The sequence below is a fragment of the Acinetobacter lwoffii genome (assembly GCF_024129435.1).
Taxonomy (GTDB): domain Bacteria; phylum Pseudomonadota; class Gammaproteobacteria; order Pseudomonadales; family Moraxellaceae; genus Acinetobacter; species Acinetobacter lwoffii_F.
This window is the reverse complement of sequence record NZ_JAMXXN010000034.1, coordinates 1-19,859: the sequence shown is the minus strand read 5'-3', so window position 1 is coordinate 19,859 and position 19,859 is coordinate 1. Positions and strand designations below refer to the sequence as shown.

The window sequence follows — 19,859 nt, the reverse complement described above, 5'->3', positions numbered from 1 at the left end:
ACAGAATTAGGTCGCCCTCATACCCAAGTTGTCTCTTAAATTTGAGTAGCTTAAGGGAACTCAGCCTTTCAAACCTTTATGCAACAAAGCCCTTTTTAATTAAATCATAAAAACAAAAACATTTTATTTTAAAAGCCTGTTTTTATTATTTTTGATAAAAACTGGAATACTTATTGCTAATTATATCTTGAACAGACTGAGCGCATTTGAGTGAAGTCATTTTTAAAGCATGTGTTGCATGACACAGAACAACCAAGAGCAGAATAGAATGAAAGAAAAAAATAGCTTGAAAACCGGATTGAAAAAATTGGTAGGGGTATTAATGGCAAGTGGTGTAATGGGCATGGCCGCTGTCGCCAATGTTCAGGCCCAAGATAAAGCCGCATTTGTTTATATTGGCCCAACCAGCGACCATGGCTGGACCTATTCTCACGATCAGGGCCGGATTAAGGCTGAAAAAACCCTCGCAGGAAAATATAAAACCTCTTATATCGAAAATGTCCCTGAAACAGCAGATGCCGAACGTGTGATCCGTAACCTGGCACAACAAGGCAATAAAGTCATTTTTGCAACCTCGTTCGGTTATATGAATGCGATGGAAAAAGTATCCAAGCAATTTCCAAATACAGTATTTATGCATGCAACCGGTTATAAGCAGGGCAAAAATTTAGGGGTCTACGATGTCCGTACCTATGAAGGCGCTTATATGCTGGGTGTGGTCGCAGGGCAAAAAACCAAAAATAATGTATTGGGCGTAGTCGCGTCTTTTCCGATTCCTGAAGTTATCCGTAATATCAATGCCTATACCCTCGGTGCACAAAGTGTAAATCCAAAAATTAAAACCAAAGTCATTTGGGTGAATTCATGGTTTAACCCGGGCAAAGAACGTGATGCAGCCTTGGCTTTGATTGCTCAAGGCGCAGATGTGCTGATGCAAAATACCGATTCTCCAGCAGTGGTACAGGCGGCTGAACAAAAAGGTGTCTTTGCTTTTGGCTGGGATTCTGACATGAGCAAATTTGGCCCTAAAGCGCATCTTGCTGCATCGGTTTTACATTGGGAAAAAATTTATACTCCGGTAATGACGCAAGTCAGCAAGAAAACCTGGAAACCAAGTGCAATGTGGTATGGCGTAAAACAAAAAGCCGTCGATATCGAAAGCTTTGGTCCTTCAGTGTCGGCAGCCTCTAAAGCAAAAGCGCTCAGCGTACGTGATGGCATTTTAAAAGGCACACTGCATCCATTTACCGGCCCGATTCATAAACAGGATGGTACATTGGTCTTGGCAAAAGGCAAGCGCCTAGATGATGCGGCACTAAGTAAAATGAATTACTACGTGAAGGGCGTAGAGGGTTCATTACCGAAATAAAGCTTTGCCATTTTGCAATTAAAAATCTTTAAACACTTTGATGTACTTTTCTGCATCCATTTGCATGCCTGACAACCATCGATGGATGCTGAATTGCTACGGCATGGAATAGGGCACTGATGATGACCTCTCAACACGATAGATCTGCTCATATACAAAAGAGGAACATGGCTTCTTCAGGTGTACCGCGTTTACAGCTCATTAATATCTGTAAAAGTTACAATTCATTGAAAGCGAATGACCAAATACATTTAACGGTTCAACCTGGGCAGATTCATGCCATTCTGGGTGAAAATGGTGCCGGCAAAAGTACCCTGATGAAAATCATTTATGGGGCAACCAAGGCAAATCAGGGACAAATCCTCTGGAACGGTAAAGAAGTTCATATTGATAACCCGTCGATGGCAAGAAAGCTCGGGATTGGCATGGTCTATCAGCATTTCTCTTTGTTTGAAACCTTGACCGTAGTAGAAAATATTTTGCTGGGACTGGATGAAAAAATTAACTTAAAAATACTGAGCCAAAAAATCATTGAAGTTTCAGAACAATACGGTTTACCCATTGATCCACGCCGCGAAGTACATTCTTTATCGGTAGGTGAGCGGCAACGTGTCGAAATTATTCGCTGCCTTTTGCAAAACCCGGCTTTAATTATTCTAGATGAGCCGACTTCGGTACTGACGCCACAAGCAGTAAGGCAACTGTTTAAAACCTTACGTTTATTGGCCTCCCAAGGCGTTTCAATTTTATATATCAGTCATAAATTACATGAGATTAAAGAACTCTGTGATGAAGCGACCATCTTGCGTAATGGCCGTGTGACCGGAAATGTTAATCCCAAAGACAACAGCACCAGTGATTTAGCGCGCTTAATGATTGGCCGTGATTTACCGACCTATGTACGCCCAGAATATACAGGTGAAAAACAGGTGCTATTTCAGGTCGAGAATCTCAATTACCAGTCCGATGATCCTTTTGGTGTATCGCTGAAAAATATCAATTTAAATATTTGTGCCGGTGAAATTGTAGGAATCGCCGGGATTTCTGGCAACGGGCAAGCAGAATTGCTGTCTTTATTGTCGGGAGAAAACAGCCTGAAACATGGCCGGATGGTTCTGGATCAAATCGATATTTCCAGCTTCAGTCCCGGACAACGGCGTGACTTGGGTCTGGGCTTCGTACCTGAAGAACGTTTGGGCCGAGGAGCAGTTCCGAACATGACACTGTCCCAGAATGCCTTACTGACTGCATTTCGGCAGAACCTGACGCAATGGGGATTAATCAAGTTTTTGCAATGTAAGCTTTTTGCCGAGCACTGTATTGAAAAATTCGGGGTGAAAGCTAGTGGTGCAGAGGCTGAAGCACGTTCCTTGTCGGGTGGAAATTTACAAAAATTTATTGTAGGCCGGGAAATTTTGCAAAATCCGAAATTCCTGATTGTGGCTCAACCGACCTGGGGTGTTGATGTCGGCGCGTCCATGTTTATCCGGCAAACCCTGATTGATCTCTCTCGACAAGGCGTCGCTATTTTGGTGATTTCAGAAGAATTAGAAGAGCTGTTTGAAATCAGTGATCGTCTCTGTGTATTGGCCAATGGTGAACTATCTCCAGCGATGCCTACCCATGAAACCAATACTGAAAATGTTGGGGTCTTGATGTCAGGTATTTCAAGTCATGACACTGCGATCATCGTAGAGGAGCAGCAAGCTCATGCTTAATATAGCCAAAAAACAAATATACAGGTTGAGAGGAGAGCGACATGCATTTACTGGAACCGCGTGAACATCCATCTCACATCATGAAGTGGCTTTCACCGCTCATTGCGCTGCTGGCCATGCTGATTGTCGGTAGCATTTTATTTTTAATGTTGGGGATTAATCCCGCGCAAGCCATGTACATCTTCTTTATTGAACCGCTGACTTCCTCTTATGGTTGGAGTGAACTGGCAGTGAAAGCCGGGCCTCTGATTCTGATTGCCTTGGGGCTGGCGGTTGGATTTCGAGCCAAATTATTCAATATTGGTGCTGAAGGTCAGCTTACCATCGGGGCAATTTTTGGCGGTGGTATTGCGATTTTATTTCATGATCAAATCGGTTGGTGGGTTCTCCCGTTAATGATCGTCATGGGCGCACTTGGTGGGGCACTCTGGGGCGCAATTCCTGCCTTACTGAAAACCCATTTTAATGCCGAAGAAACCCTGACCACCCTGATGATGAATTATGTTGCAGTATGTGTGTTGCTATATCTGGTCAATGGTCCCTGGCGTGATCCTGAAGGGATGAACTTCCCACAATCGGTGGTTTTTAGTGAGAGTGCAACGCTGCCCTTCATTGTAGAAGGCACACGCATTAATGCCTCTATCTTTATCACTTTTTTTGCAGTCCTCCTGTTCTGGGTTTTTATGCGTAAAAGTCTAACGGCCTATAAACTGGAAGTCAGCGGTCAGGCACCGTTAGCTGCCAAATACGCAGGTTTTTCTTCCTCCAAAGCGATCTGGATGAGTCTGGTGATTTCCGGAATGATGGCAGGTATTGCCGGAATCTGTGAAGTGGCTGGACCTATTGGTCAGCTGAATCCGAACCTGTCCCCAGGTTATGGCTATGCAGCGATTATCGTGGCCTATCTCGGGCGTTTAAACCCCATCGGTATTGTGCTGTCAGGCTGTTTTATGGCGCTGATTTATCTGGGCGGTGAAATGGCACAAATGCAGCTCCAGCTTCCGGTCGCGATTACCGGTATCTTCCAGGGCCTGCTGTTATTTTTCCTGTTGGCTTCCGATGCCTTAATTGAAAACCGTTACCGGTTTAGCAAAAAAATGGCGTCACCGGTCCCTCAGCCTACAGCAACCACCCTTTAACCCAATGTTGTCTACAGCAAAAGGAAGCATGATATGGCTTTAGAATTAACCGCAATTCTTGCAGGTACTGTTGCGGCAGCAACACCACTGATTTTCGCAGGTCTGGGGGAATTGGTCACACAGCGGACTGGTGTGATTAATCTTGGAGTAGAAGGGATGATGCTGGTCGGTGCAATTGCAGGTTTTGCTTTTGCTGCGCAATACGATGCCAGTGTATTAAGTGCCTTATTGATGGGTGGTCTGGCAGGCATGCTGATGGCCCTGATTTTTGCCTTTTTTACCTTGTCTTTAAGTACCAATCAATCCGCGTGTGGTTTGGCTTTAACCATTTTTGGACTCGGTATCTCTGCATTTTTGGGTCAGAACTACGTCAGTATGGCTTTACCGGGTCTGGCTAATTTTAATATTCCACTATTAGCGGATATTCCAGTATTGGGTCCGATTTTGTTCCAGCAAAACTATGTGGTGTATTTGTCGATCTTGAGCTTTTTTCTGGTGTGGTTTGTCTTGGCGAAAACCCGTTTGGGCTTATTGCTTAAAGCAGTTGGAGAATCACCGGAAAGTGCGCATGCCATGGGTTACCACGTGTTGGCGATTCGTTATGGCGCAGTACTATTTGGCGGTTTGATGGCAGGGGTTGGCGGAGCATTTTTATCAACCGTATATACCCCGATGTGGATTGAAAATATGGTGGCAGGCCGCGGCTGGATCGCCATTGCACTGGTAGTATTTGCGGTGTGGAAACCCACACGTTTAATGCTCGGCGCTTACCTGTTTGGGGGCGTCACCATTTTACAATTTCACGCCCAGGCGCTTGGAATCAAGGTTCCGAACGAGCTGCTTGCCGCATTGCCCTATATAGCCACCATTGTGGTACTGGTCATGATTTCGCGGAATAAAAAAGTACTCAAAATGAATTTGCCATCTTCTTTAGGTAAAACCTTCGTGCCATAACCGTAGCCATTCATCATAAATAGAATAGATTTGAGTATAAATCATGAAAATTTTAACAGCTTCCTATGTCCTCACCATGAACACGCAGAATGAATGTATTAAAAATGGCGCGATACTGATTGATGGCGACAAAATAAAAGCAGTGGGTACATTGGCACAGTTAACTCAATGCTATCCAGAGGTGCTCATTGAGGATTACCCACAAACGATCCTGATGCCGGGCTTGATCAATACCCATTGTCATTCCGGTTTATTGCGTGGCACGGCAGAAGGATTACCGGTTTGGGATTGGTTACAGCAGTATATTGACCCGATGCACCGAGTATTGACACCAGAGGATGCGAAGATTGCTTCTTATTTGTGTTATGCCGAGGCACTTTTGTCGGGAACCACCACCATTGTCGATATGTGGCGCTATATGGACGGAAGTGCTGAAGCTGCGCAAGCGTTGGGAATTCGTGCTGTTCTTGTACCTTATGTCGCAGATCATCCGGATCACAATTATTTTGAAACCTTAAAAAGTAACGAAGCTTTAATCAACCGTTGGCATCAGCAGGCGAATGGACGTATTCAGGTTTGGGTAGGTTTAGAGCACCTGTTTTATGCTGAAGCTTCAGCATTAAGCCGTATTGAGAAACTTTGTCGGGATTATAAAACCGGTTTTCATACCCACAGCAATGAAAGCCAATTTGATGTACAGGAAAACCTGCACCGTTCAGGTATTCGCCCGATTGAGAGTCTGCAAAAACTGGGTTTGCTGGATCTGCCTAAAACCTTGTTGGCACATTGCGTGTGGGCAGATACAAATGAAATTCAGATTTTAAGGCGACATGCAGTCGGTGTAGCCCATAACCCGATTTCCAATATGAAATTGGCCTCCGGTGCAGCACCTGTGGTTGAAATGCTACGTCAAGGTGTTGCGGTAGGTTTGGGTACGGACGGCGAAAAAGAAAACAATAATCTGGATCTATTTGAAGAAATGAAAACAGCATCATTATTGGCAAAGTTTTCGAATTTAGATGCGGCTGCTCTGGATGCTTGGTCAGTCTGTCAAATGGCTACGATTACAGGAGCTAAAGCCTTAGGTATGCAAGATGAAATTGGTTCATTGGAAGTCGGGAAACAGGCAGACCTGATTGCAGTCAAACTGGATACACCACGGATGACGCCGTTGATCGATCATGGAAAATTATTTAATCTGCATACCAATTTAGTCCATGCAGTTCAAGGCCAAGATGTGGTCATGACGATGGTGGCGGGACAGACTGTGGTTAAAAATGGCCGTTTGATCAATGCCGATTTACAGGCTTTGATCGATCAGGTCAATCAAGCGGCACCACGTTTATTTGAACGTCGTGATCAGTGGTTTGCAAAGCAGGAGCAAACGGTGAATGAATTACAGCGGGAAGAATTTTGAGGTCTCAGCGATGGTTGAGGTTATCTATTGATGATAGAACGACCTCAGATACCAAATTCTCATCTGCACTCATCAAGAGTTTAGACTTAGAGTGAATCAATATTAAGTGCATATCTGGGTGATTACTCTTGGGTGCTGAGAGATAGGCTGGAATTTGCATAATATGAGAGCTTGTTTCTGCTGAATTGAATCGGCTTTTTTCAAGTCACATTTTCTAACGAATGATTTAAATGAAATTAAACAGAGTGAATGGACTGATATTTTCTAAACTTTAGATGAGTTTCATTCATTCACTCCTAAAATGTATCTAATCCACTATAAACCATTCTTCGAATTTATCACTCATTTTCATCCACTTAATATTCGATAGAATTTATTTTAAGTTATTAATAATCATTATTTTAACATCTATTAAACACTATAATTACATAGAGGAAATCTTTCATATTTTTCTTCAATAAGTGATCTTGATATCTTAAGAACAACCAATCATGAGTAATATTCACTTTTCATTGAGTTTAAATCATTTTTATTCATCTTAACGTTCAAGTATAACTAGGCTCATTCAGAAATTTGGTTATTAGAACTTAGGGCAGTGGATCACAATGAGTAAAAAGTTTGCATGTTCAATTAAGCGCATTCGTTTTTGGGCATGCAAGTCCGATCCGGGCGGGTCAGTGCTAAATTAAATGCAGGTGCGGGATTAATCTCCTGTATTGCCACCTTATTACAGCTTTTGCTGATTGTTCTGGGAGTGAGCGTAGAGTGGTTCAAGTTCTTGCTGATTCCGAGTTTGGTGGGCATCGGAATTTTATGTATTGCTGCCGGATTCTTGATTTATCGAACTCCCCAAGCGGATAACAGTACGACCATCAATGAAATACAAGAAATTGATAGCCGAATGTTCAGTATCAAAGAAGCGGTGATTATTGCGGTCAGTTTGACCTTAATCCAGGCTGGGATTTACGGCGCGAATCTTTTACTGGGGGATAGCGGCTTAATCTTAGGCACTTTTTTAGCCTCTTTATTTGAAGTGCATGCTGCTGTAGCAGGTGTAGTGATACAAGGAAATCCTCACAACCTGACTTTAATTTATGCTGTCATGATTGGACTTGCGGCACATGCGGTGTCTAAAAGTATTAATTCTTTTGTGACCGGTGGATGGAAGTTTTTTCTGTATTTTGCGCCTAGCCAGACTCTACATATGTTAGGACTTATCTTTATTCTCCTGAGTTTGAAATAAAGAAGGGCTGGTTTGCATATATTATGAAATGATCCAATCATTTTAAGTCATTTTTAAGATTCAGATTCTAGGCTAAAGCATCTTAAAGTCTTTGAGCCATGGATCATGCTGAAGCTGTTTTCCCATTCGTCTTCTTTTAGTCAGCGACCTAAAAAGTCGATTAGCCTTTCAGGCTTCAATATGTTGCTGGCTATGTGGCTAGGACTGATCCTAAACTTTGCTTTCTATCAGAAAATTCATGAATTTACGCCTTATGCCAATCTAAAAGCAGGCCTGTTACTGGTCGCTACGGCACTGATCATTATTGCGTTTTACAACCTGGTATTACAGTGGCTGAACTGGAAATGGAACGCCAAAATACTGGCCAGTGTCTTGATCATTCTGGGTGGCTTTAGTGCTTATTTTGTCAATAGTCTGGGGGTCGTTATTACGCCTGACCAGATCCAGAATATGCTGCAAACCGATGCCCGTGAAGTTCGAGATCTCTGGTCAATGCGACTGGTCATCTGGACACTAGTATTTGTAGTTTTTCCACTTTTTATCATCTGGATGCTTAAAATTCAGCCTGCATCGCTTGGGCATCAGCTGGTGCATAAAAGCCTGAGCAGTGTAGTCTCACTCGGACTGATTCTAGGTTTATTGTTCTGTTTCTATGTCGATTATGCTGCTATCTTCCGCGAGCATCGTGATCTGAAAGGCATGCTTTCTCCACAAAATAGCATCGCGTCCACCTTGTCCTATTATAAAAAGAAAGCACCTAAAGCGAATTTACCTTTGGTGGTTTTCGGCGAAGATGTACATCTGTTACAGCAGGCCCAAATGCAGCATCATCCCAAATTGATGGTGCTAGTTGTTGGAGAAACTGCACGTGCCGAGAGTTTTGCTTTAAATGGCTATGCGCGCAATACCAATCCTGAACTGAGCAAGTTAGCGGTGATTAATTTCAATCAGGTGAGCTCTTGTGGAACTGCAACTGCCGTTTCAGTGCCTTGTATGTTTTCGGGCATGTCACGTGAAACCTATGATGAACAGCTAGCCAGCCACCGTGAAGGTTTGCTGGATATTGCTCAGCGCGCCGGATATCAGGTGACCTGGATTGATAATAACTCAGGCTGTAAAGGTGCCTGTGACCGGGTACAAAAGTATCAGATTCCGGCACAACTGAAACAGAAGTGGTGTGATGCTGGTGGTGAATGTTTTGATGAAATTCTGGTGGATAGCCTGAAAGATTATCTGGCGCATCTGGATAAAAATAACCAGAAACCGCAGTTAATCGTGCTACATCAGATGGGCAGTCATGGGCCAGCATATTTCAAGCGTTCCAAAACGCCGTATCAGCCATTTCAACCCACCTGTAATAGCAATGCCATTCAGGGCTGTAGTGCTGAAGAATTAAAGAATAGTTATGATAATTCGATTGTATATACAGACCATGTCCTTGCTCAAATCATTGAAACTTTGAAGCAGCAAACACAGTATCAGACCGGTTTCTGGTACCTGTCTGATCATGGAGAATCTACCGGAGAGCATGGTTTATACCTGCATGGTGCACCTTATAGTATGGCGCCGACCCAGCAAACCCATGTCCCGATGCTGATGTGGTTCTCCGATGCCTGGAAGCAGCAGAATACCCAGCAGGTCAGCTGTCTCAAAGGACAGACCGAACAGGCCCGTAGTCAGGATCATCTTTTCCCCAGCTTATTAAGTTTACTGGATATAAAAACGCAAGTGACTGAAGCTAAAAATGATATGCTTGCACAATGCTCACCATCATTAAAGAACAGAGCTTGAAATGCATAAAATACTGATTATTGAAGACGACTTTATGATTGCCGAGTCGACTGAAACATTGCTCAAGCTGCATCAGTTTGATGTGTACTGGGTCAATAATGGGATTGAGGGTTTAAAACAGTTACAGCAGCAGGCATATGATATTGTCCTGCTCGATTTAGGCTTGCCGATGATGGATGGCATGCTGGTGCTAAAAAATATCCGGCAGAAGTTTCCGAATTTACCGGTGCTGATTATTTCTGCCCGGGATCAATTACAAAACCGGGTAGATGGGCTGAATCAGGGAGCAGATGACTATTTAATCAAGCCTTATGAATTTGACGAGTTGCTGGCCCGTATTCATGCCTTAATACGCCGTAGTGGTTTAAAAAATACCGGGATAGATACGAATAAGAAATTATCACACAGCGGTTTGGAACTAGATCTGGAGCAGCATATCGCTCTGTTTAATGGACAGGCTATAGAATTATCCAACCGGGAATGGTCCATCTTAATGGCCATGTTAAATCATCCGAATAAAATTTTTTCCAAGAATGATTTGGAAGACAAGCTTTATGACTTTGATAGTGATGTCAGTAGTAATACGGTAGAAGTCTATATCCATCATCTGCGGGCAAAATTAGGAAAAGACTTCATCCGTACCATACGTGGGCTAGGATATCGTTTAGGATGAGCACCATGCAGAAACGTTATTCCTTGCAAAAACGTCTGGTTATTTATATTTCACTGTTTAGCGTGGTATTGGGCTGTGTGCTGATCTTTGCAGCATACCGAATTGCGCTCGAAGAAATTAATGAAGTACTGGATAAACAGATGCAAAGTCTGGCAGAACGTATTTCAGAAAATCATCCGCAACCCTTACAAAGTCAAATCGATCTGGCAAAACAGTACAGTGAAGAAGATTTATTTGTAGATATCTGGTCCTATACAGATACAGCCACTTCCTTGCATCCGCAGGATGTTCTGGTGGCGCCGGTCAGGAAAGCAGGTTTCTACAAGCATCAAACGCCGTATGGAACCTGGTTAACTTATATTATTCCTGGTAAGCAATTACAGATTCAGGTGAGCCAGCAGCAAAATGTCCGGCAGGAACTGGCGCTGGAGCTGGCAGCCAATATGTTTCTTCCTTATGTGCTTTTTTTACCTTTTGCAGTATTTGGCTTAGGCTGGATGATCCGGAAAAATTTTCAGCCGCTCAATGATTTTAAAACTGAATTGGCCAGCCGCAAGGCACAAGACTTAAAGCCAATTGCAATGAAAGATTATCCTTTGGAGCTGGAACCGACCATTCAGGAAATGAATTATTTGTTTGGCCGCATTTCTCTGGCCCAACAGGAACAACGTCAATTTGTAGCGGATTCTGCCCATGAATTACGCACGCCACTGACAGCACTAAACTTACAGCTGCAAATTTTGCTACAGCAGTTCCCTCAAAGCGAGTCTATCCATAATTTGAGTCAAGGCATTTTGCGTATGCAGCATCTGGTCAACCAGTTATTGAGTCTGGCAAAACAGGATGTGACCGAAGGTTTAAGCGAACCTGTTCAATTGCTATCACTGAATCAAATGACAGTCACCTGTATCGAAGAACTAATTCAATTGGCGCTACAGAAAGACATTGATTTGGGCGTAGAACAGCAACAGGAACTGCAGATTCAGGGCCAGGCTTCAGCTTTGCACTCGATTATTTATAATTTAATTGATAATGCAATTAAATACAGTCCGAAGGATGGCGTGATTAATGTATCTATTTTCCAGCAAGGCCGGCAGGCGGTTTTACAAATTGAAGACAGTGGGGCAGGGATAGATCCTGCTCAATTCAATCAGATCCGGCAACGCTTCTACCGGATACATAACCATGCAGAAATTGGCAGTGGTTTGGGTTTATCCATTGTAGATAAAGCTACCGAGCGCTTAGGTGGAACACTGGAATTTTCGCGAAGTATTAATCTGGGCGGCCTGTGTGTACAGGTCAAGTTTCCTTTAGGCGAAGCCTAAGCGAATAGGCCTCTAGTTTTTGGGGGTTAAGGTTGCTTGATACTAGAGCGTATAGAAGTGGTCTTTTCTATGGGTAGTTTATGGCTAAACAACGCATAGCCGATAATATTCATGCACCAGATAATCCAGCCAGTCCACAGGTTATGACTCAGGAAATGTGCTCCGCGCATCATTTGTGCCCAGCCCATGGCCAACCCTAAAATTACTGCAGCGATCAAAAGAAAATAAGCCCGCTTGCGGTTAGAAATACGATAAACAAAATAGCCGGCCATCAAGGCAAAACCACTAGATGCATGCCCTCCAGGAAAACAGTGACCCGCAGTGGCACTAAAATCCCACAAAATCCCATTATGGGTAGGTATGGTCATATCCCAGGGACAGGCATGGACTGACTGAGATTTTAAAATTCCGATCGAGGCCGTGGTCAGCACCACCATGCTAAAAAAATAGCCAAATTCCCAGCGCCGTATATGCCAGTTTTGCCATTTCAGTGATGCCAGCCAGCCCAGCAATAATGTGATATACACCAGAATCAGCAGGTCTTTCACATAGCGATGATTGAGTTCTGCCAGTGCCCATTGTTGTCGAAGGGGAAATTGACCCTGATCATCGATAAATGGATAGATGAGCTGTAAGTCCAGCACTCCTCCAATGTCAAAGAAGTTGAGAAGAATCAAAAAACTGAAGATTAAAAGTAAAGTTTGGGTCAGTAAAAACCGGGAACGGTCAGTGATCATTTTTAAGTTGTCCATTTCAGGCAGTAGCAAGAGCAGAGGTCAAATCAAATGACCAGCCAAAATGATGCCCCAGGTCAGAGCAATTAAACTGAGTGCTACAAACTGAGCCGCACTGCCCATATCCTTGGCATTTTTAGACAGTTCATGCCGTTCCATGGAAATACGGTCTACCACTGCCTCTATCGCTGAGTTAATCAGTTCAATGATCAACGCCAGTAGGCATACGGCGACCATCAGCGCTTGCTCAGCTGGACTAACCGGCATCCAAAAACTTAGAGGAATCAAAATAAGGTTGATCAGCAGAATTTGCCGGAAGGCAGCCTCATTTTGAAAGGCGGTTTTAAAACCAGCCAGGGAATAACGGGTCGCATTAAAAATACGCTGCGTTCCTGAGGTGCCTTTATAAGGTGAGCGGTAGGAAGACATAGAACAGTTTCAGTTAACAAGAGATAGGATTAACTTAAATTTTCAATCTTAAAATGCTCTTAAAAAAACCGGCCGTTCTCTGGATTTTTTATACACATAGCTTTTACATTCTTTTGCACAAAATTAAGAATTTTTTAAGGTAGGACTTCTATCTTGAGTACCAAGTTAATTTCGTGGTATGAGCCGAATGATCAAGTTTAGTTTTGATCCTCAGTCATCTGATCAGATTCATTATTTGGATGGATATTTCAAGCAGTCTCAATACAAAAAACAAATCAGTCTAAATAAATTTTCACTACAGGCCCATCACTTTGATCCCGTGATCTCGGTACAAGATAATGCTCTACAACTAAGAGTACAAACTGTACACCGTGGTGAGACGTGTGAACGTCGAGCACTGGAAAATTTTATTCAAGAAAAATATCAACAAGTCCATCAGGCCACGATATCAACCTTCTCTTCGACCCTGTTTGCCGGTTATGACGGAGCCAAAATGCAAGTTGTTATTGGCATGGAGCATTTACACCAAACCAATGCCTTCCTGGAACAGTATCTCGATGAACCAATTGAAAATATTCTTGGCAAGCTCAGTCAGGCGGAGGTTAGTCGGAACAAGATTGTAGAAATTGGCAACTTAGCTGCAGTAGACATGAATCAGGCCAAACTGATAGTGGCATTTCTGGTCTTTCATCTCTCGCAGCAATGCATTGAAAGGGCAGTATGTACCGGAACAACTGCAGTACGTTATGTGTTGCAACAGATGGGATTACGTTTTCATGTGCTTGAAAAGGCTGATCCGCAAGTCCTTGGAGAGGCACAACGCCTGTGGGGCAGTTATTACCAGCAGAAACCTTATGTGCTGGCGATTGATGTGGCAGAAGCCCTACAAGTCGCTCGTCAACTTTATCAATTTAGTCATTAAAGCATTTTGCTTGATCAGCGAGGCACAGAATTTAAATGATGACTGCTTTATTTGAACGTATCAACCTGCAAGCACGACAATATCCGCAACGAGAAGCGGTAGTCACCGCACAGGCAACACTCAGCTATGCGGAGCTACAGCAGCGGGTAGAATTATTGAGTGCCAGTTTCAAGCAGCTTAATCTGCGCCATCTGGCCTTGTGGGGCATAAATAGTATAGACTGGATTGTAGTCGATCTTGCCGCACAAAAAGCCGGCATGACCGTGATTCCGGTGCCTCTGTTTTTTACTGCAGCGCAGGTACGGCATCTGCTTTCCGACAGCCGAACCGAGCTGCTCTGTATTCTGGATGAATCTTTCTCTGCACCAGAATGGCTGTTAAATCTAGCTAAAGACATGAGTAGAGATGAGATTTCCATTACTGGCCAGCTACATGCACGCTTTTTTCAGCTAGAGCAGGCAGTACAGTATTCATCTTCTTTACAAACCCAGCAACCGGCAAAAATCACCTATACCTCGGGCAGTACCGGGACACCGAAAGGCGTGTGTCTGGCTGAAGACACCATTGAGTCTATTACTCATTCACTGAGCCAGGCACTGGCCAGCAGTCAGCTTGGACGGCATTTGTGCCTGATTCCATTTGCCACCTTATTAGAAAATATTGCCGGCATTTATGTCGCACTGAGCATGGGACGCGCCGTAATTGTTGGCGAGGTGAGCCAGTTTGGCCTGACATCTAATCATACTTTTGAGACAGAGCGGTTTGTAAATGCAGTGCAGAGCGTCTGCTAAATCCCACAATAAAGTATCAGCCCAGTTTTATTGGGCTGGACTGATTAATTCAATTTTCTTCTAAAAATTTCAAAATTCACTTTTATGGACAAGGAAGATATGAACTGTCTATAAAAGTGAATTTTGAAATTTTACCATCTCTAAGTAACTGATTTAGCTATATCGATTTTTGATAAAAAAACTTAATTTTGAAATTCACTGTGATTTCAAGTTAAAAATGAAATTATAACCAGTGGACGATTTTTTTAAGAAATTAAAGCTAATAATGAAATCTTAGATAAAAAAACAGTAGAAATAAATTAGGACGAATAATTATGATTTCTTTATAAGCAGTGATTTATAACAACTTTGATATCATCAATTCCTGTTAATACATTATATTCATACTTGCAAGGACTACCACCTAATACAGAATAAAGAAAGTTTTTCTTATCTTCTATACTTAAATCCCGAAATTTTATTAAATTTTTTTCATCATTACTATTTAGTATAGAAGAATACATTTTCAATGAATTCATGAGTTTATATAGTGAATAAATTGAGATATATTTATAAGTCCCATTTTTAGACTTGAGTACGTCTATAAAAGAATTTTCAATAAGAAACTTTAGTGTAGAAGTATTTGTCTTAGTAATGTATTTAAATTGAAATAGGGTTATTAAATCAAAAATCTCTCGTCGAATATTATTTAATCCAATATAACTATTATGATAATTGCTATTAGAGTTAATAATAGATTTAATTTTTACATAAACAGATTTACTAATTTTATTTTTGAGGAAATAACACTTTTTTATAGAGCTAATTAGCTGATGTCTTACAAACTGATCGTTTATGTATTGGTCAATTTGGGTAAAGCATTCGTATATTCTACTCCTTCTCTGAGTATCATATGGAGTGTTTTCATATAATTGTATTAAGAAATCTTCAAATAAGTTATTTTTTAAAAAGTAGTTAAGTGAACAGTCATAACTTGCCAATATCCTTTTTTGAGAATAATCATGTGCCCGATAAAAATTGCTTTGAGTATTATAATAAGATTGACCTTCAGTCAGCAGTAAAAAGAAAGAAAGGGTACTAGCCAACTGGTGATCAGAAAAAGAAAAATGTCTTCTCTTGTTTAAAATATAGTCTAAATACAGTGATTGGGATAGCAAAGACGGTTCTATCGGATCAGAAAATATTGGTTCTTTACATGTTCGACAGGTATGAAATTCTATAAATTGCCATTCCAAAACACGACCACAGTGCTTACATTTATTTGTTAAAAACACTAGATGCTTTTCACAAATTACTTGTAAAGGGGACATCCAATTTTTATCAATAAAACTCTGTTTTGCATAACATAAACTGCAGATCGTTGGGCAATTAGATGTAGGTTTATTTAATTGTTCTTGCCAGTAAAGAGACCTGATCAACTCAGGATCTTTTCTTAGATGTTCTGAAAACAGATTAATATCAAATTCTTGGTTAAGTATATTTGTTAGACATTTTCTTAAAGATTTAGCATTTGTAAATTGAGAAAGATATTGTTGAGCATCATGAATATAATTTAATCTTATTATTCTAAAAACATATCCTAGGATATGTTCATTATCTAATGGATTCGGTCTGATGACTAAACTGTTCATTAATACTACTCCAATCAACTTTTTCATTTACTAAAGATGTTTTGATCACCTCATAATTTTTTGACCGAAAAGCATACGTAAAATCATTAATATATTGATAATGCCGCAACTCGTTCAGTGCATGCAAAAAATGTTCAAATTTAAGGTGGTTAACCTTTTGTAAAATGGCAATTCGGCAAGCAAATCTTATAATGCGCATAAATAATGCTAAATTTTTGTTTGCCACGTAATACAATGAAATAGAATAAAATTTATTAATTATGATATCTGAGTTGTCAAAATCTAGTTGACCACTTAAATTTTTTAAAAATTTATAATAAACACCCACATCTCTTGAGGTAGCTAATGAAAAGAATTCAAGTTTATACCTTGTATAGAATCTTCTACTAAGTTGAGCATTTTCAGAAAGTACATATTCTGATTCAGGCATACCCACAATTAACACAGGAATTCTTGTAACATTTATAAAATTTTTAATCCAATTAGCAAGATTATCTACTTTGGTTAAAGTAGATTTTTCTGTAAGATGCTGAAATTCATCTAGGATCAAAAGTTTAGTCTTAGCCAGCTTAGCAAAATTAATCACTTTCTCACCAAGTACTAACTTCGTTAATTTACTATTATCAACAGGATCATCAAAAGCTTTAAGTATTACTATGCAAAGGTCTTTAATACTCGCTTGAGAGGGTATCTCAACATAAATCACAGTCCTGATGTCTACTTCATCATCATAGATTACGGGATAGTGACTAACGAATTGTTTTATAAATGAGGTTTTACCAGACCCACTATCACCTGTTAGTAATACACATTCAGGTTCAGCAAGAAAACTGTTCAACTCCAAGACTTCCTTAAGCTTATTTTTAGCTTTCTGGATATTTGGATAAGGGATATAAATAGATTCAATATTTGCAATTTTTGCTAATTGAGCCTCACTAATCATCGACATCAAATAGACCTCCATCAGCATAAATAGATTCTTGAATGTCTAAATCAATCACTTCTGGTTTCTTAGGTGACTTAATAATTGTATTATCGCTTGATATCTTTTTCCTTCTTAAAGCTTTTTGATCATATTTACTTTTATTTATAATAGAATTTATACTTTGATTTACCTCATTTACTTTTTTATCATGAATCCTGTTAATTTTATGCTTTAAAATATTTTGTTTTTTATTTCTAAATTTTAAGTCTTTACTTGAAAAGCCGACAGGAATACCATCTATATTACTAACTTTTAAATATTTATCATACATCTCATCAAATACATATATATAAGACACATCATCACTATTTATATTAATTTTAGCTTTTATGGTCAAAGCATTAAATTTCTTATTCCTTTTAAATAAATCATTTAATTCATTAGAGTTGTAGCGAACTGCATTAATAACAATTCCTTTTCGAGAAAGTTTGCGATATATTGTTTCAACATCCATCAGATCAAAATTAATATTTTCTATCTCAGCATCTAAAATATTATTATCTTTAAAATAATTAACCCATAGATTATTTGCTGTATTTTTCGTTCTTTCATTATATTTATTATGATAATCTTTAATTATCCATAAATTTAATAAAAAATCTAAATTCTGAAATGAGATAACTGTTTCTTCTACTTTCTGACCAACGATAATATCTTTTCTTATTTTAGAAGGTAATCGTTCTAAAAGTGTACTTAAATTATTAAATGCTGACTCTACCGTGCCTTTCAACCACGGCTCATATGAAGATGAGTATATAAGGTTTATTCCTAAGTTAAGACAAACCTCTGCAAATTTTTTACTTTTAAATTCAGTACCATTATCCATTACGATTTCTTTGATTCTTCCATATTGAATCCATTCCTCACCAATTTCAGAATACTTTTCAGATTTTCTCTGCATTGCATGTTTTAAACATCTTATTGAGATTTCTGTATTTGGAGCATAAAAAGCTAAATAGTAGCCAAGAAAAGATTTTGTGTAATGATCTTTTATAACAGTAAGTACAGGTCTCCCAAACAGAGCTCTCTTGTTCCCATACTCATCCGTATCCTCTACATATACTTTTATATCTAAATATGTATGATCAATTTCAACACGTTCTAATGGATAAGTAGTCTTTACACCATTAAAAACAGCACCATATCTTTTATAATATTCTTTACTACCAAGGCGTTTTTTCTCTACATCAAGATCATACCCATATTTATGTACATAGTTACAAACCGTTTGATAAGAAGGGAAGCCCTCTTCCTCGATATTTATTTTATATAATGCAATCTTTATCTTTTCATAAAGATTTCGTATATTTTTTCGATGGGTGTTTGCAAATTCTTTTTGGATACAATCCATAATAATTTTTTGAATATTTTTATTAAGACGACTTTTCCGTACTTGTTTTTTTGGAATCAGAAAATTCAAATTATTTCCACATTTTTCAAAATCAGTTATAACTCGGTTAATTGTGCTTAAAGACCACTTAATTTTTAATTGTTTTTTAGCATATATACAAAAATCTTTCTTATTGTAATCTTTCCCATAATTTACATATCTTTTTACTATTTCTATTTTTGTTTTAATTTTTTCTGAATGATTTTCTTCGTTATCAAAATACATTAAAGAACTTGTCTGTTTTTGCGATGCATAATCATCCAAATAAACAATAATATTTTGATAAAGCAAATTTTCAAATTCTCTTTTTTCAATTTTTAAAATATTAGATCCATTATTTACATCAATTAGAATCAAAATATTATCTTCTCGATGTAAATTCCAGATTTTATTTTGATAATTTACTTTAATCATTATACAATCCTAGAATAGAATTGCTTTTGATTAGCTGATTGTTGATATCAACATCAAAATAATCAAAGTAAATTAAATTATATATTTCGTGAAGGGGGACAATTTCAGCAAGTCTTTCTATAGATATATACTTATTTTTAATTTGTCCAATTATATCTAATGTACTCTGTTTAACTGGAATATCTGCATATCTTTCAAGATATTTGATATTTTCTAAAAAATATCCGCATCTGATATCAATTTCTGTAATAATTTTGAATGATATATTTTCTTTATTGATATCTTCCAAAATTTTCTGTTTATCCTGTTTAAATTTCTCTACAAACTTTTGAAATTTAACCTCTAAATACATTTCTCGCCCATCAGAATATACGACAAAGAAATCTGGTGTATAGGTTCTTTTCTTTCCATTATCAATATATTCGAAAGTTCTTGATTGAGATTCATAGGACACAATATCAGTATTACATTCAAGCAAATGGCAAAGATCCTTTTCTAATTGTGATTCCCATCCAATATATGAGCCATTTTTGCGACTTGCGAACAAACCTGTTACACGATGTGGATGCGGCATAATTTTTCGCCGGGTATTTAGAATTTTCATAAGATAAGCCTATCTAGTTGCTTAACCTTATGATGGAAAATTTTGAAAATTGATACCATTATGGTTTGTAATTTTTACCATCAATATCAAATATTTATATTTTTTCCACATTCATTAAGTTAATTAATTTCATTTTTTCTTTATAAATTAAATTCTACTCAAATCATGTCTTAGGTAAGTGGCATCTTTCTAGGGCGTGTCCTCATTTGAAGAATTGGTTTTAAATACTTAAAATCCTTCTTTGAGTTATTTTTATTTCTATATTTTCAATGGCACGTACTCTTCTTACCGATGATATCTGGCAGCAAATTCAAGATACTATGCGATTAC

16 protein-coding genes and 1 pseudogene are annotated in these 19,859 nt (G+C 39.2%); 11 read left to right on the top strand and 6 right to left on the bottom strand.

The window, feature by feature from the left end; all coding sequences use genetic code 11:
- Positions 1-268 precede the first annotated feature (268 nt).
- The 9 genes and pseudogenes from NI455_RS14125 to NI455_RS14085 all read left to right on the top strand — a co-directional run bounded on the left by NI455_RS14125 (position 269) and on the right by NI455_RS14085 (position 11,629).
- Positions 269-1,369, top strand: coding sequence for a BMP family ABC transporter substrate-binding protein (locus NI455_RS14125; RefSeq protein WP_253114744.1), 1,101 nt, complete (start codon positions 269-271; stop codon positions 1,367-1,369).
- A gap of 119 nt (positions 1,370-1,488) precedes the next feature.
- Positions 1,489-3,087, top strand: coding sequence for an ABC transporter ATP-binding protein (locus NI455_RS14120; protein ID WP_253114742.1), 1,599 nt, complete (start codon positions 1,489-1,491; stop codon positions 3,085-3,087).
- Between the two features lie 41 nt (positions 3,088-3,128).
- A complete protein-coding gene (locus NI455_RS14115) occupies positions 3,129-4,226 on the top strand; it encodes an ABC transporter permease (RefSeq protein WP_071850703.1) in 1,098 nt (365 codons plus the stop codon).
- Positions 4,227-4,259: 33 nt separating this feature from the next.
- Positions 4,260-5,180 carry an ABC transporter permease gene (locus tag NI455_RS14110; RefSeq protein ID WP_071850704.1) on the top strand — a complete coding sequence of 307 codons (921 nt, stop codon included), beginning with the start codon at positions 4,260-4,262 and terminating at the stop codon, positions 5,178-5,180.
- A gap of 43 nt (positions 5,181-5,223) precedes the next feature.
- On the top strand, positions 5,224-6,597 hold the full coding sequence (locus NI455_RS14105) for an amidohydrolase family protein (protein ID WP_253114740.1): 1,374 nt from the start codon (positions 5,224-5,226) through the stop codon (positions 6,595-6,597).
- Positions 6,598-7,243: 646 nt separating this feature from the next.
- Positions 7,244-7,840: pseudogene (locus tag NI455_RS14100) on the top strand (DUF4010 domain-containing protein); the annotation flags it as partial.
- Positions 7,841-7,945: 105 nt separating this feature from the next.
- Entirely contained in the window at positions 7,946-9,631 is a 1,686-nt protein-coding gene (locus NI455_RS14095; protein WP_253114738.1) for a phosphoethanolamine transferase, read from the top strand.
- Between the two features lies 1 nt (position 9,632).
- Complete coding sequence (locus tag NI455_RS14090; protein ID WP_071850710.1) at positions 9,633-10,304, top strand: response regulator transcription factor; 672 nt, start codon at positions 9,633-9,635, stop codon at positions 10,302-10,304.
- 5 nt (positions 10,305-10,309) lie between these two features.
- The gene (locus NI455_RS14085) at positions 10,310-11,629 is read left to right on the top strand and encodes a sensor histidine kinase (protein ID WP_253114736.1); all 1,320 of its coding nucleotides are present in this window, start codon (positions 10,310-10,312) and stop codon (positions 11,627-11,629) included.
- 26 nt (positions 11,630-11,655) lie between these two features.
- Here the strand turns inward: NI455_RS14085 and NI455_RS14080 are convergent, their stop codons facing one another.
- Complete coding sequence (locus NI455_RS14080; protein WP_243474383.1) at positions 11,656-12,366, bottom strand: phosphatase PAP2 family protein; 711 nt, start codon at positions 12,364-12,366, stop codon at positions 11,656-11,658.
- 39 nt (positions 12,367-12,405) lie between these two features.
- Complete coding sequence (locus NI455_RS14075; RefSeq protein WP_004729795.1) at positions 12,406-12,792, bottom strand: diacylglycerol kinase; 387 nt, start codon at positions 12,790-12,792, stop codon at positions 12,406-12,408.
- Between the two features lie 187 nt (positions 12,793-12,979).
- Here NI455_RS14075 and NI455_RS14070 point away from each other — a divergent pair, with 187 nt between their 5' ends.
- Positions 12,980-13,714, top strand: coding sequence for a thermostable hemolysin (locus NI455_RS14070; RefSeq protein ID WP_253101305.1), 735 nt, complete (start codon positions 12,980-12,982; stop codon positions 13,712-13,714).
- Between the two features lie 35 nt (positions 13,715-13,749).
- A complete protein-coding gene (locus NI455_RS14065) occupies positions 13,750-14,505 on the top strand; it encodes an AMP-binding protein (protein WP_243474386.1) in 756 nt (251 codons plus the stop codon).
- 323 nt (positions 14,506-14,828) lie between these two features.
- Here NI455_RS14065 and NI455_RS14060 read toward each other — a convergent pair whose 3' ends face one another.
- The 4 genes from NI455_RS14060 to NI455_RS14045 are packed head-to-tail and all read right to left on the bottom strand — an operon-like array spanning position 14,829 to position 19,529.
- Positions 14,829-16,136: a hypothetical protein gene (locus tag NI455_RS14060; RefSeq protein ID WP_253114734.1), complete on the bottom strand. Its 1,308-nt coding sequence runs from the start codon at positions 16,134-16,136 to the stop codon at positions 14,829-14,831.
- The gene (locus NI455_RS14055; protein ID WP_253114732.1) at positions 16,099-17,085 is read right to left on the bottom strand and encodes a TniB family NTP-binding protein; all 987 of its coding nucleotides are present in this window, start codon (positions 17,083-17,085) and stop codon (positions 16,099-16,101) included. The genes NI455_RS14060 and NI455_RS14055 overlap by 38 nt, the downstream gene beginning before the upstream one ends.
- On the bottom strand, positions 17,072-18,925 hold the full coding sequence (locus tag NI455_RS14050) for an integrase catalytic domain-containing protein (RefSeq protein WP_253114730.1): 1,854 nt from the start codon (positions 18,923-18,925) through the stop codon (positions 17,072-17,074). Before NI455_RS14050 ends, NI455_RS14055 begins: the two co-directional genes overlap by 14 nt.
- Positions 18,918-19,529 carry a Tn7 transposase TnsA N-terminal domain-containing protein gene (locus tag NI455_RS14045; RefSeq protein WP_253114729.1) on the bottom strand — a complete coding sequence of 204 codons (612 nt, stop codon included), beginning with the start codon at positions 19,527-19,529 and terminating at the stop codon, positions 18,918-18,920. Before NI455_RS14045 ends, NI455_RS14050 begins: the two co-directional genes overlap by 8 nt.
- Between the last annotated feature and the right edge of the window lie 330 nt (positions 19,530-19,859).

Bases quoted from the DNA above. Each gene is read 5' to 3' on its own strand.
- NI455_RS14125 (WP_253114744.1), top strand. From the start codon at position 269: ATGAAAGAAAAAAATAGCTTGAAAACCGGATTGAAAAAATTGGTAGGG.
- NI455_RS14120 (WP_253114742.1), top strand. From the start codon at position 1,489: ATGATGACCTCTCAACACGATAGATCTGCTCATATACAAAAGAGGAAC.
- NI455_RS14115 (WP_071850703.1), top strand. From the start codon at position 3,129: ATGCATTTACTGGAACCGCGTGAACATCCATCTCACATCATGAAGTGG.
- NI455_RS14110 (WP_071850704.1), top strand. From the start codon at position 4,260: ATGGCTTTAGAATTAACCGCAATTCTTGCAGGTACTGTTGCGGCAGCA.
- NI455_RS14105 (WP_253114740.1), top strand. From the start codon at position 5,224: ATGAAAATTTTAACAGCTTCCTATGTCCTCACCATGAACACGCAGAAT.
- NI455_RS14095 (WP_253114738.1), top strand. From the start codon at position 7,946: ATGCTGAAGCTGTTTTCCCATTCGTCTTCTTTTAGTCAGCGACCTAAA.
- NI455_RS14090 (WP_071850710.1), top strand. From the start codon at position 9,633: ATGCATAAAATACTGATTATTGAAGACGACTTTATGATTGCCGAGTCG.
- NI455_RS14085 (WP_253114736.1), top strand. From the start codon at position 10,310: ATGCAGAAACGTTATTCCTTGCAAAAACGTCTGGTTATTTATATTTCA.
- NI455_RS14080 (WP_243474383.1), bottom strand. From the start codon at position 12,366: ATGATCACTGACCGTTCCCGGTTTTTACTGACCCAAACTTTACTTTTA.
- NI455_RS14075 (WP_004729795.1), bottom strand. From the start codon at position 12,792: ATGTCTTCCTACCGCTCACCTTATAAAGGCACCTCAGGAACGCAGCGT.
- NI455_RS14070 (WP_253101305.1), top strand. From the start codon at position 12,980: ATGATCAAGTTTAGTTTTGATCCTCAGTCATCTGATCAGATTCATTAT.
- NI455_RS14065 (WP_243474386.1), top strand. From the start codon at position 13,750: ATGATGACTGCTTTATTTGAACGTATCAACCTGCAAGCACGACAATAT.
- NI455_RS14060 (WP_253114734.1), bottom strand. From the start codon at position 16,136: ATGAACAGTTTAGTCATCAGACCGAATCCATTAGATAATGAACATATC.
- NI455_RS14055 (WP_253114732.1), bottom strand. From the start codon at position 17,085: ATGTCGATGATTAGTGAGGCTCAATTAGCAAAAATTGCAAATATTGAA.
- NI455_RS14050 (WP_253114730.1), bottom strand. From the start codon at position 18,925: ATGATTAAAGTAAATTATCAAAATAAAATCTGGAATTTACATCGAGAA.
- NI455_RS14045 (WP_253114729.1), bottom strand. From the start codon at position 19,529: ATGAAAATTCTAAATACCCGGCGAAAAATTATGCCGCATCCACATCGT.